The organism is Pseudoalteromonas piratica (genome assembly GCF_000788395.1).
Lineage (GTDB): Bacteria > Pseudomonadota > Gammaproteobacteria > Enterobacterales > Alteromonadaceae > Pseudoalteromonas > Pseudoalteromonas piratica.
Genome location: NZ_CP009889.1, coordinates 962875 through 975773 on the forward strand (window position 1 = coordinate 962875; position 12899 = coordinate 975773).

A 12899-nucleotide genomic window follows, 5' to 3' on the forward strand; every position below is an offset into this window, starting at 1 on the left:
CCCCACTTACAGCTTGGTTCTGAGTTCAAAAAGTTCAGGGAAAAAGCTAATATCAAGCGCTTTTTTCAAAAACGCAACGCCAGACGAACCACCTGTACCCGTTTTATTACCAATAATACGCTGCACTGTGTACATGTGTTTAAAACGCCATTGCTGAAAACTGTCTTCTATATCCACTAATTTCTCAGCGAGTTCATATAACTCAAAGTATTTATCCGCATCTTTATATACTTCGAGCCATGCGTTCAGTACTGACTCATTTTTTTCATATGGCTGGCTTTTATCGCGCTGCAAATGACCTTCATCAATGTTTAGCCCTTGCTTTGCAAGAATAGATAAAGTCACATCGTATAAGCTAGGCGCATTTAAAATGGCTGAAAGCTCACTGTGAATTACCGGATCGCTTTCATGCACTTTTAATAATTCATTGTTTTTGTTACCTAGTAAGAATTCCAATTTACGGTAACCATATGACTGAAAACCAGATGAATGCCCTAACGCATCTCTGAACTTTAAGTAATCTACGGGTGTTAATGTAGAAAGAATATTCCACGATTGGGTCAGTTGATTAAAAATTTGTTTTACGCGTGAAATAACTTTGAAGGCATGACCAAAATCACCATTTTTCAAGTTTTCTATTGCAGCACTCAGCTCATGACCTGCAAGTTTTAACCAAAGCTCACTAGATTGATGGATAATGATAAATAACATTTCATCATGTTGATCTGACAGTGGCTTTTGTGCTGTTAACACTTGCGATAATTGTAAGTAATCGCCATAAGACATGTCGTCTTTAAAATCGGTATGTATCTCTTTTTCTAATTCACGGTAGTTATGATGAGGGCAAGTCATTAGTAGCTCCAAACTTTATTGTTAGTGTAGCGCGTTGCGAAGTGCACGCCACTTTATATAACCCAAGGTAATAACTTAGATAGTAATGTATTTAAACACGATTTTTAGTGTCTGTCAGCGCAACCGAAATTTTGTCCAATTGCGCTTTGTAAGAATTAAATGACGCCTATGTAAAGCTGATAAGCGATTAGCCTGTTATAACTAATCAGACCTTTTATCCCCTGAATTTACTGGACAATACAGAAGTAAAGCGCTAGTATTCATATCGCTTAAAACATAGATCAATCCCTATTACTGCGTTATTCCTTGTTTACTCCTTTTTAAAGTTGTACATAGAAGCTAGATGCGATATTAGCTGAAATATAAATTAAGCCCGACGGTGATATTCACCACAATTTACACTTTTATTTAAGGTTAAAAATTATGTCTAATAAAGTAGATGGCGTAGTAAAATGGTTTGACGAGTCAAAAGGTTTTGGCTTCATTTCACAAAATGATGGCGGTAAAGACGTATTTGTACATTTCCGTGCAATCCAGTCAGAAGGCTTCAAAACACTTGCTGAAGGTCAAGCTGTTTCTTTCGAAGTTGAAGAAGGTCAAAAAGGTCTTCAAGCTGCGAACGTTGTAGTACTTTAATTAGTTACTATAAAAGAAAAGCGAGTTATTAAACTCGCTTTTTTTGTGCCTGTCATTTAATAAAAACGGCTAACCAAAGCGTTTCATTACTAGCGTCTGTTTCAATTACTTTATGTTTGCAGTGCGCTGGAATAGTAAGATGATCACCCACATCGAGTCTGATTGTTTGTCCATTTTCAAATATCAGCACACCGTAGCCTTTTAACACACATACCCACTCAGTTTCACTCTGATCATACCAACCGTGTTCTGGCGATGATTGACCAAAACTAACTATCCGCTCTACCTTAGTGTTACCGCTATTTAGCAAATCTGTAAACTGCTCTTGAGTTCGATCTTTTGTAATATCAGCAAAGAGGTTATCTTTTTTAAGCATAATTAAACCGAAATATCCTTAAGGACCTGTTTCGCTAATGCACGTAAATCATCTGCTTCAGGGTGAGTATATCCATAGGTACGCAATCCATAAATACTCATCACCAAAGAACGCGCTCTGCATTTTGCATCGCGTTCACCAGAGATTTCACCTTGCTTTTGTGCTAATGCTATAACGGCTTCAAGACCTGATTGCCAACGATTAAGTTGTTCGCTGACTAACTTCTGGACATCGTTATCTTGTTCTGCAAGTTCATTTAACGCTTTTTGTAACAAACAAGAAGCCTCCGGCTCACAGCTAATACATTGTTCAACAATATAATTAAGGTAATCTATTAAACCCGCTAATGGCGAAGCCGCCTTGTCAAAAAATGCACTGAAACACGCACTACTGTCTTTGTTATATTGCTCTATTGCAGCGAGTAATAACCCTTTTTTATTATCAAAAGCACAGTAAATTGAACCCGGGTGCAGTCCGGTAGCTGATTTTAAATCTTGCATACTCGTTTTGTTAAAGCCTTTATGCATAAAGGCTTTCATAGCAGCTCTTAATACAAACTCACGGTCAAATTCAGCGCTTCTCATCAGGTACCTCATAAAAATGAGTATTGAATATAACCTAAATTGAATATTTGTTCAAAATAGAACTTGAACGTTTGTTCAAAAATAGTTAACTTGAATAAGCATTCAAATTAACCCAAAGAGTTTATGATGACTAAATCACTTTTTGAAAACGTGTCACTAAATAGTGATATAACCCTAAGTAATCGTATTTTAATGGCACCATTAACACGCTGCATGGCGGATGATGACCTTGTTCCCACACAACAAATGGCGGACTACTATGCAAAACGAGCGGATGCTGGACTAATTATTTCAGAAGCAACCATTATTCGTGCGGATGGCCAAGGCTACCCCAATACACCGGGAATTTTTACAGCAGAACAGATCCAAGGTTGGCAGCGTGTTACACATGCTGTTCATAACAAGGGTGGTAAGATATTTCTGCAACTTTGGCATACAGGACGTGTTGCGCACCCGCATTTTTATAATGGCGATACTGTGCTCGCACCTAGCGCATTAAAGGTTGAAGGCACTGTGCCACGCATGCGCGAACTTGAATACATTACACCAACACCACTATCTGTTTGCCAAATAGAACAATTAGTAAAAGACTATGCTCAGGCAGCCAGCAATGCAATTGATGCAGGATTTGATGGTGTTGAAATCCATGGTGCCAATGGCTATTTGATAGACCAGTTTTTACACTACGACAGCAACCATCGAGATGATGAATATGGAGGCAACCCTGAGAATATGTCTCGCTTTGCACTCTCTGTTTTGGATGCAGTTAGTGAACGTATTGGCGCCAATCGTACAGCCTTACGCATTTCACCCGGCGCATATTTTAATGTGTTACCTGATGCGCGCGATAGAAAAGTTTTTGATTATTTGTTATCTGAGTTATCTGATAGACATTTAGCTTATTTGCATATTGGTGTATTTGATGATTCGCTTGAGTTTGACTACCTTGATGGCCGTGTTTCTGATTACGTTCGCAAAAACTATCCGCATACATTAGTAGGTGTAGGTGGATTTAGCGCTGACACAGGGCTAGCAGCCATTAACCAAAATCGTTTTGATTTACTCGCCATTGGTCGTCCATTTATCGCGAATCCGGATTACATTTCGAAAGTACAACAAGGTGATGAACTCGTAAGCTATAACGATGACATGCTAAAAGAATTAATATAATCGTATTTAAAAAAGGCCTGAAGTACAGGCCTTTGTATTTTTAAAAATGATTTGAAATAAAATTCGAGCTTGTTGGGTCTTGTCTGTAACATTAATAATCGGAACTTTAAAATGCGCTATTTTTTAACATGCTTTTTATTTCTTTTTTCAACCCTAATCTTAGCTAAACCAATTGCTGAATCCAGTGATTCTGTTTCCCCTTTACTTAACGGGCAATATTTACCAAAAGTCAATGTAACGAAGATTAACGGTTCGCAAGAATCGCTTTCATCTTACCTAGACAATCAAAAAACAATTCTATTTTTCTATAGAGGTGGATGGTGTCCATTTTGTAACACACAAATGGGTCAGTTAAAGAAAATTGAGCCAACATTAAAAACGTTAGGCTATAAATTGGTGGGTATTTCTACTGATGCACCTGAAGATCTTCAGAAAAGTATTGATAAAATGGCGTTACAATATGACCTTCTTTCAGATTATAACAGCGAGCTTAGCCAGGCATTTGGACTTGCTTTTTTCACTGATGAAGCCACAACAAAACGTTATCTAAAACGTTTAAAGTTGACTAATCCACTTAAAAAAAATAAGGCTGGTGAACAACGCTTAGTTTTGCCTGTGCCTGCTATCTACCTTATTGATGAAAAGGGGTTAGTGCAATTTAGTTATGTAAACCCTAATTTTAAAGTGCGATTACATGAACAAGTACTGTTAAAAGCGGCTGAAACTTATCAATAGAATTTTTATTCATCATCTTAATTAAAGGTTAACTATACTTATTGGCAAATTGAATTGTTCTAAGCGAATGGAATTGTGAATGGCCCAAAGCCAAACAAATGCGAATAATACTGCATGCGATTTGCCAATCTTACCTACCATACTCGTTGAATTAATGAGTATTCCACTGGATGATAATGATTACTTCACCAAGATTGAAAAGCTTGCGGAACGTGATCCACCACTGGCACTTAAAATAATTCAACTAAGCAATACCGCAAAACACGCAAGTGTTAAACCCATTCGCAGTATTAAAGACGCGATTGTCAGGATGGGCAGTAAAGAAGTGTTTAACTTAATTAATTTAGTTGCACTCACAAAAGTATTTGTCCCAACCAGTCATTTTGAAAAGCAACTTTGGCGTCATGCACTTATATCCGCAGAGTTACTTAAAACTACTTATGATGTCCTTTTAAGAAGTGTAATAACGGCAGATATGGCTTACTTGGTGGGACTATTACATGATATTGAAGTAACACTAAATCATAAACAATATGAAAAACACCTCAACAACGAAACAGATTTATCGTGGTATTTACCCCAACCTTATAAAAAACATCCTGTCGCTTACCTGTTACGAAAACACGCATTTAATGGTGCAAAAGTCTGCAAATTTTGGCAAATACCAAGCCCTATCCCAGAGATTATTTACTTTCATCATCATGATGAATTACCTGAAAAATTCAAACAATTTATACCCTTAGTTGAAACAATACGTCGCGTGCAGTTTTGCGACTTAGTCACAGCATCTTATTGCCAAGCAAATGAACTCGTGATTGAACAGATTCAATCTTATATTTGTAAAAACGAGATTCTTTTAAGTTGGCAAGCACAATATACCGACTTTGATAAATTACTAGCGCAATTACCTGAAGCAATTACCATAGCAGATCAGAAATATAAACTGCTTTCGATATAAGTGCTGAAACTCCCGTCCCTTTTTTAATCTTGCCGACAGGTTAACTAGTTGAGTTTACAGCTAGATATTTTGGCCTACACTTTAAAAAACACTCTTAAAATCATTCCTTATGAAATTAAAATCAGCGTTTATCAGTTCACAAGTAGCCGTTTTAGTCAGTTTTTTAGTTGTTTTAGCTTCAGGCATTTTAATTTACAGTAATGTTAGCTCTGACTATCAAGTCACACAAAACCTTAATGGTTACAAACAAATACTAAACGATACTTTAAATTTACAACACGAATTCACTTTAGACCGTGATGAACAAATGGAGGAATGGGCGACTGAACAATTTGCCGATTTTTCGCAACAACATTTCGAACTAAGTCAATTAGTTAAAGGCAATGAAATCGTCACGCGTTTACTCATTCAGATCCAAGAATCAATACGTCATTTTGAACAAAATCTACGCCTTCAAATCGCTATTCAAAAGAAACTTGGTTTTGATGAAGACCAGGGGATCAGAGGCGAGTTTCGAAAGTCCATTCATGCAATTCAAGACGTAAGCCAAGAGATTAATGATAAGCAATTAGAAGTCATGATTTTAGAATTAAGAAGACGGGAAAAAGATTATCTCTTACGCTGGAAAACGAAATACCTAGAATTACATAAAGACAATATGATTCAGCTTAAAGTCTACTTAAAAAGCATTAATCATCCATCAAAAACAAAATTACTCGGTCATTTAAAAGAATACGGTATTAATTTCACGCAATACACTGCTTACTTAGAACAAATGGGCTACTCCTCTTCCCAAGGACTTGCCGGTAAAAATAAACTATTAGCTCAGGTTATTAACGAACGTTTCACCAACCTATCTCTGTATTTAAATAAGCAATCAGTCGATAACAGTAAACAAACTTTATTAATTACTTTTAGCATTACTTTTTTACTGCTTTTTTTCAGCCTAGCCGCTTCATTCTTTATTAATAAACGTATTAGTTATGGTTTATTTAAGCTCAATAGCTTCATTAAAGAGGTATGTCAGTCTGATGATTTCTCGATGCGAACGCAATTACGCGGCGATGATGAAGTTACTGATTTAGCAACAAATATCGATACCTTACTCAAGCATATTGAGGAGTTGATAAATCGATTAAACTTAGCTCAGAAACGCTTAATTGAAGATGCAAAGATGGCAAGCCTTGGCTCCATGGTCAAAGGGTTTGCACATGAATTAAATACGCCTCTAGGAATAGCAATAACCAGTGAATCACATTTACGAGAGCAAGTAACACATTTAAAAGAAGCATTTACACAAGGTAAACTACAAAAAAATACCCTTCAGCAGATGTTAGGTGATGCAGAAAACTGCTTGGCCTTAATGGAGTCAAACTTAAATCGGTCTGCAAGCCTGATTAATAGTTTTAAACAAGTTGCTTCCCATCAAGAATATGATGAATTAGTTGAATTTAATGTTGAGCGTTTTTTAACGAATTTATTTGATAGTTTAAAACACGAACTCGACAAATATGATGTTAACTTCACGATTGAAGCGACAAAAGGCTTGGTCGTTAAAAGCTATTTGGGTGCTTTCAATCAAATATTTACAATTTTAATCATTAATAGTTTGCGCCATGGTACTAAACCCGACAGCAAGCTAAACATTGAAATTGTAGCAAGAATGGTCAGTGGCAGTCTGCACTTTCGGTATATTGATGACGGTCGTGGGGTAAAAGAAGAATTAATCGATAAAGTATTTGAACCCTTTGTTACGACAAAACGTGCAAAAGGTGGCACAGGTCTTGGTTTAAGTATTGTATATAACTTAGTTACTCAACGACTTAACGGTGAAATTGAGTTTCAAAGTATTGAAGGCGATGGCGTTTGTATTTATTTACATTTTGATGAAATTGACTACAGCCTTAAATTTGAAGAATGATCTCTTTATTTTGAAGAAAATAAGCGCATAACGCGTTATGATAATTAGCAGCATTTATTATCAATAACTTTAAATATATGGAACAAGCGCTTAGTCAATTTATAAGTTTATTGAAACAACGTGATTTGGAAAAACTTGAGAGTTTTTTTCAAGCGCAAGCTGAAACAATGCAAACTAATTTATTGCTGTTTTTAGCATTACAAAGTCGTAAAAATGACGATAGTGCTGAATATTTTCAATTACTTTGTACCAAATTGTGCGCTGATAATACGATGCCTTCAGCGTTGATTTCACACATTAAAAACATTGAGTTAATCTCTTTTTTTACCCCTTTATTGCAATCCCAGAATAATTTTGCACTTCAAGACACAAAAGAACGCAATGTATTACATTATCTGTTTGTAGCAAGAGGTGAAAAGAATTGTGTGCCCTTTAACTATTTACGCTCGTTATTGTTGTTTGAACGTAATTTATTTTTACCAAAAGCATTAACTCAAACCGAATCAAATAACCTCACACCTATTGAAAGTTACCTCCATTTAAATATTCAAGGCATAGTATTACCCGATCACGAGCTTACCGCATTTATGGCATTAATAGAGATAGAACAATCTCAACGGACTGTTAACAGTAATAACTTAAAAGTTGCTGTTTACCGTTTCAAAAAACAAGCAGCTGATTTTGAGCTAAGTCAGCAATATCTGACACAAAAATCACTTTTGCTTGCAAGCTATTATGGCGTGTCTATTAATGAGGTTAATGCAATGGCCTCAAATTAATTGCTTTGTATTTAGAGATTTAAAGCAAATATGTTAAGTTTCACTGATTACATTTTTATAAATAAAACTAACGATTAATTTCTGTGTATTCTGGTTCTTCTAGTTAATTGGCTGTACACACTCACCGTTTTCTTCTCAAGGATTGAAAAATTATTATGTTAAAGTGCTTTTTAAACAACCAAGTAAAAATTTATCAAGTCATTACTTTTGTCGCTTGCATGCAAAATTTTTCAATTTCTGCGACTGAAAGTTTTGAAGCTAAAAAAGCATGGCGTGAATTAGAAACAATCTTAGTAACCCAATATGCATATCTTGATAAACATGAAAATGCCAGTGCATTACTAAAGGAGTTTGAAGCTTTAGCACTGAATACGTCTAACGAAAAAGCCTTTAGAGACGTTAGCCAACAGTTAGCTCGTAATTTCCTTGACCCCCATCTCAATTTGGGTCCTTATGATCAAGATGATTACAGCGTGTTCCCAACAGGTTCTGATATTCGTGCCGTTTATCAAAATGATACGTTTATTGTTGAAGATATAAAATCAGGCTCAGCCGCTCAGAACGCAAACATTGCTATTGGTTCAGAGATCAAAAAAATTAACAATCGTAAGATTAAAACATTACTTGCTGCTTTCTTTGCACAACCCTTCAATCAACTCAATACTCAAGAAATCGAATATGGCCTTAATGTGCTACTTGGCGGTAATCGTAAACAAGAGAGAACTATCACTTTTGCCCATAAAGGCCAACTTAAAGAGATTCGTCTGGCTGCAAGTTATGATGCAATTAATACATTAAAACAAGGCCCGACTTTAAGTTATGATAATTTCGATGGTATCGGCTACATACGTTTTCATAATTCATTAGGAGACAACCGAACTGCACAAACCTTTGTCAAAGCAATTACCGCATTACAGCCTACTCGCGCTCTAATAATTGATTTAAGAAATACACCAAGTGGCGGCAATACTGGGGTTGCTGAACCAATTTTAGGACACTTTGTAAAAACCAAAACTCCCTATCAAAAATTCAGAGTACAAACCAAAACTACACCTTATTCGCAAGCAGTACTTCAAACTGCATACATAACACCTTCAAAACCACACTATGCCAAGCCTTTTGTTGTACTAGCAGGACGTTGGACCGGCAGTATGGGTGAAGGCATGACAATAGGTCTCGATGCTATTGGTGCAAAAGCGATAATTGGAGCCCCATTAGCTGACTTGTTAGGCGGCATCAAAACAGTTAAATTACTCCAAAGCAAAAGCTGGTTAGAGCTGCCATTTGAGCGCCTTTATCATGTTGATAAGACCTTTCGAGAAGATTTCATTCCAGACACATTGGTAATCCCCACAGACACAGGAAAAGATGGCCAAGACCCAGCATTAAGTGAGGCGATAAACTACCTCAAATCATTAACTGCTTTCTAGATGGGTTTTTAGTAAAAAATGAAAATGACTTTGATAATAAAGCGAAATTGGCTTGCTTATAATTTGTTAATTTTCTCAGATACAAAATACTCGCTTAAAAGCCGTCTAAGCACTCTTAGTTAGGGCTTTAAATGCCAAGTTGTTACTCGCAAAAAAGCCCTTTTGAACTAAACTCTATAGACCTCTATTACAGGAGTTTAGTATGTTAGAACGCAGAGTTAAACAGCCGAAATTTAATGAGCACCAAAGCCAATTAACTCCGTTACAAAAAGTAGCCGTAATGGATCTTTTCAGTTACGGCTATGATTTAGCTTTTGTAAGAGCTGAACATGCAGAGAAACTTGCAGTACTCATGCTCGATGGCAATATTGCAATCGTTCATGAAGATGGCGAAGTTGAATCTGCAAACAATCTACCCGTGCGTTAGCAATGTTGGCATTTGTGTGCTTCGATTTGTAGCACGCTCTCTTTAACTAAAAACTCATTTAGTAAACATGTTTCAACTGCTAACTGACATAATTCATGATGCATTTCTTTAGTACAACTTGGTTTAAGTACAATGTGTGCGCCAACAATTGCTTTATTCCCCTGTTTATCAACGGTCACATTATGCACACTGCTAATATGTTCTAGCTGAGAAAGGCGTGATTCAATTTTAGTGGCGTCAGGTAAGGCATTATCAGAATCAATTAATCCTTCAATGCACTTTTTAATCACTCGAAAACCCGTGATTAGAACAAAACCCGCAATAAAAATACTTGAGAAAATATCAATATCTACCCACCCGGTGAAGTAAATTACAATGCCGGCAAAAAAGGTCAGTACGGTAGATAAAAGATCTAAGAAGCTGTGTAAGAAGACAGCATATACATTCACACTTTCTTTACGACCCTGATAAAGAATATACGCTGAAGCAGCATGGAATAAGAAACCTACCCCAGAAACAGCTGTCATTAAAAATGTATCGACTTCATGACTATGATTTTCATGATTTAAAAGTTTGCTGGTACTGGCAAAGATAATTGTTGCAGCTATTGCCAAATAAAAAAGGCCGTTCAATAAACCACCAATAAGTTCTGCCTTTTTGTATCCTGTGTTGTAATTTTTAGCCAAATGAATCGCGATGCTCGACGCTATTAAGGCAACAACAAGGGAACTATTATGGACAAAGAGGTGGCCGGCATCAGCCAGTACAGCCATAGAATTAGCATAAAATGATGCGATAAATTGAATCACCATAAATGTGCTAGTAATCGCAAGCGCTAATAACAAGCGGCGTCTTGCTGTTTTGTGAGTGGTGATGTCTGTCATGAAGGGAAAAACACAAGAAATTAAAATGTTATACCGTTTCAATTATACAGTCTAGTTTCGACAAAATCACTTTAATCACTTCTAAATAGTAAAATAAAGTGATAAATTTTGCATATTGCATACAATAAAGAGAGTTTAACCATGACAATAGGCGTCGGTGGCAGCACAATAGACCAAGCTTTAGCCAAGCTTGAAAATATGACGAGTAATGTAACCCCAATTTCAAACGATGAACTTAAAACGCGTTTACAAAAAGCACAAGATTTAATGCAACAACACGGCATTGCAGCAATGTATATCGATGCTGGTACAAATTTAACCTACTTTACAGGGTTAAAGTGGTATAAAAGTGAGCGTTTAGTTGGCGCAATTTTACCTGCAGATGGCGAACTCTGTTACATAGCCCCTCACTTTGAACAAGGCTCTCTCAATGATTATATGAAAATCCCGGGGGAGTTTTATGGTTGGCATGAACACCAAAGTCCTTACCAACTTCTTGGTGATGTTTTAACTAAACTCAATATCACAGAAGGTAAATTCGCAGTTGACCCAAGTGCTGGGTTCTTTTTAGTGGATGGCATAATTAAAGCGAATCAAGATTTACAGATTGTTAATGCTGACGTTATAACAGCTCCCTGTCGAGAATGTAAGTCTCCAGCTGAAATTGCATTAATGCAAACTGCAAAAAACATGACATTAGAAGTTCACAAAGCGGCTGCCAGTATTCTAAAACCTGGTATCACAACAAAAGAAGTAGAAGCATTTATTAACCAAGCACATAAAAAAGTGGGCGCATCAGGTTCTTCTTTTTGTATTGTGTTGTTTGGTTTAGCTACTTCTTTCCCACATGGTGTTAAAGACCCACAAGTACTTAAAGAAAATGACTGGGTATTAATTGATACGGGGTGTATTGTTGAAGGATACCATTCTGATATCACTAGAACCTATGCTTTTGGCGAGGCAACACAAGCCCAACGAGATGCGTGGCAAGTAGAAAAAGAGGCGCAAATTGCGGCATTTAACGCGGCAAAAATTGGCGCACCATGTGAAGTAACTGACGCTGCAGCCCGTGTTGTTTTAGAAGCCGCTGGCTTTGGTCCAGAATATCAATTACCTGGTTTACCTCATCGAACGGGTCATGGTTGTGGTATGGATATTCACGAATCACCTTACTTAGTTAAAGGTGACACAACCCCGCTTGCTAAAGGCATGGTGTTCAGCAACGAACCGATGTTAGTGATACCTGGCCAATTTGGTGTAAGACTTGAAGATCATTTTTATATGGACTCTGATGGGCCGAAATGGTTTACCGAACCGTCTCATAGTATCGACGACCCATTTGCCCTAGCAGTAGATTAAGTTATTAAAAAAGCCGCAAATTTGCGGCTTTTTTACGATTGTAAACCTTGGTACAAATTTTGGTGTTCACTTCGATGTAAGTTAAATAAAAACTTACGAAGTCGGTCACGCCCTCTTTGAACTTTGGCAATTTTTGCAGCAACTAAATCACGCTCAACACGAACAGTCTCAAACTCTAAAGCCACTTCCTCATCATTAGGTAGGTTAATGCTAAGTGACTTTTCATTTAAGATGCGTTTAAGGCTTCGTCTATCGCTCACGCGAAAGGCAATTCCGGTACTTGATAGCGATAATAAATCGTGGTTTTTACCTTTTTGATCTTTTAGCGCAACGTCAGCAAATTCACCACCACGCCAACTTCTTTCACCATTTTGAATATCGACAATTTCTGGGGTCCCTAACAAGGGTTTAAATTCACCATCTTCAATCGTCATTTCAAGTGGAAACCACAACTGATAGTGGCTAATTTCAGCTAGCAAGGTTAATTTAGATTGCTCAAAAACTTGGTACAAACTAGAAGGAATATCTGATTTAACACTCAGCGCATGACCAGTTTGCAATGTATCGTCTGGCAGTGGTTTATCCGCAAACATACCGGAAAAAAACTCGAGTTCTTCTTGTGATAATTCCATTGCAAATGCCTTATTCGATTTTTACAAGCCATGATCTATTGTTATTTTTTTACAGGAACTACAGGCTTAATGAATCAAATGTCCCCAAAAAGTATTACAAACTTTACCTAAAATCTTGACTTAACTCAATGTTTGCACTTCATTTTTGTGCATTTA

The 12899-nt window shown here is 36.8% G+C and carries 14 protein-coding genes; 9 read left to right on the forward strand and 5 right to left on the reverse strand.

Annotated features, from left to right (window positions below):
- Window positions 1-6 precede the first annotated feature (6 nt).
- Window positions 7-852, reverse strand: a complete 846-nt coding sequence (gene kynA / locus OM33_RS19070) for a tryptophan 2,3-dioxygenase (protein ID WP_040135964.1) — start codon at window positions 850-852, stop codon at window positions 7-9.
- 423 nt (window positions 853-1275) lie between these two features.
- Between kynA and cspE the strand changes: the two genes are divergently transcribed.
- Window positions 1276-1488, forward strand: coding sequence for a transcription antiterminator/RNA stability regulator CspE (gene cspE, locus OM33_RS19075; RefSeq protein WP_040135965.1), 213 nt, complete (start codon window positions 1276-1278; stop codon window positions 1486-1488).
- A gap of 52 nt (window positions 1489-1540) precedes the next feature.
- On the opposite strand, the gene OM33_RS19080 is transcribed toward cspE, so the two are convergent.
- Together OM33_RS19080 and OM33_RS19085 are read right to left on the reverse strand one after the other, a co-directional pair.
- A complete protein-coding gene (locus OM33_RS19080; RefSeq protein WP_040135966.1) occupies window positions 1541-1864 on the reverse strand; it encodes a cupin domain-containing protein in 324 nt (107 codons plus the stop codon).
- Between the two features lie 2 nt (window positions 1865-1866).
- Window positions 1867-2448 carry a TetR/AcrR family transcriptional regulator gene (locus OM33_RS19085; protein WP_040135967.1) on the reverse strand — a complete coding sequence of 194 codons (582 nt, stop codon included), beginning with the start codon at window positions 2446-2448 and terminating at the stop codon, window positions 1867-1869.
- 126 nt (window positions 2449-2574) lie between these two features.
- On the opposite strand from OM33_RS19085, the gene OM33_RS19090 reads away from it, so the two are divergent.
- From OM33_RS19090 to OM33_RS19120, 7 genes are all read left to right on the forward strand, one after another.
- Window positions 2575-3618: an alkene reductase gene (locus tag OM33_RS19090; protein ID WP_040135968.1), complete on the forward strand. Its 1044-nt coding sequence runs from the start codon at window positions 2575-2577 to the stop codon at window positions 3616-3618.
- A 111-nt stretch (window positions 3619-3729) separates the two neighbouring features.
- Window positions 3730-4353: a peroxiredoxin-like family protein gene (locus OM33_RS19095; RefSeq protein WP_040135969.1), complete on the forward strand. Its 624-nt coding sequence runs from the start codon at window positions 3730-3732 to the stop codon at window positions 4351-4353.
- A 79-nt stretch (window positions 4354-4432) separates the two neighbouring features.
- Window positions 4433-5311 (forward strand): HDOD domain-containing protein, encoded by an 879-nt coding sequence (locus OM33_RS19100; RefSeq protein ID WP_040135970.1) that lies wholly within the window; start codon window positions 4433-4435, stop codon window positions 5309-5311.
- Between the two features lie 109 nt (window positions 5312-5420).
- Window positions 5421-7232 carry a sensor histidine kinase gene (locus OM33_RS22190; protein ID WP_052141186.1) on the forward strand — a complete coding sequence of 604 codons (1812 nt, stop codon included), beginning with the start codon at window positions 5421-5423 and terminating at the stop codon, window positions 7230-7232.
- Between the two features lie 77 nt (window positions 7233-7309).
- Window positions 7310-8011 (forward strand): hypothetical protein, encoded by a 702-nt coding sequence (locus OM33_RS19110; protein WP_040135971.1) that lies wholly within the window; start codon window positions 7310-7312, stop codon window positions 8009-8011.
- A gap of 218 nt (window positions 8012-8229) precedes the next feature.
- Complete coding sequence (locus tag OM33_RS19115; protein ID WP_199922552.1) at window positions 8230-9441, forward strand: S41 family peptidase; 1212 nt, start codon at window positions 8230-8232, stop codon at window positions 9439-9441.
- Window positions 9442-9643: 202 nt separating this feature from the next.
- Complete coding sequence (locus OM33_RS19120) at window positions 9644-9868, forward strand: hypothetical protein (RefSeq protein ID WP_040135973.1); 225 nt, start codon at window positions 9644-9646, stop codon at window positions 9866-9868.
- On the opposite strand, the gene OM33_RS19125 is transcribed toward OM33_RS19120, so the two are convergent.
- Window positions 9865-10752, reverse strand: a complete 888-nt coding sequence (locus OM33_RS19125; RefSeq protein ID WP_040135974.1) for a cation diffusion facilitator family transporter — start codon at window positions 10750-10752, stop codon at window positions 9865-9867. The two genes, OM33_RS19120 and OM33_RS19125, sit on opposite strands and share 4 nt — an antisense overlap.
- Window positions 10753-10893: 141 nt before the next feature.
- Here OM33_RS19125 and OM33_RS19130 point away from each other — a divergent pair, with 141 nt between their 5' ends.
- Window positions 10894-12111, forward strand: a complete 1218-nt coding sequence (locus OM33_RS19130) for a M24 family metallopeptidase (RefSeq protein WP_040135975.1) — start codon at window positions 10894-10896, stop codon at window positions 12109-12111.
- 32 nt (window positions 12112-12143) lie between these two features.
- On the opposite strand, the gene OM33_RS19135 is transcribed toward OM33_RS19130, so the two are convergent.
- Complete coding sequence (locus tag OM33_RS19135) at window positions 12144-12743, reverse strand: hypothetical protein (protein WP_040135976.1); 600 nt, start codon at window positions 12741-12743, stop codon at window positions 12144-12146.
- Window positions 12744-12899: the final 156 nt, after the last annotated feature.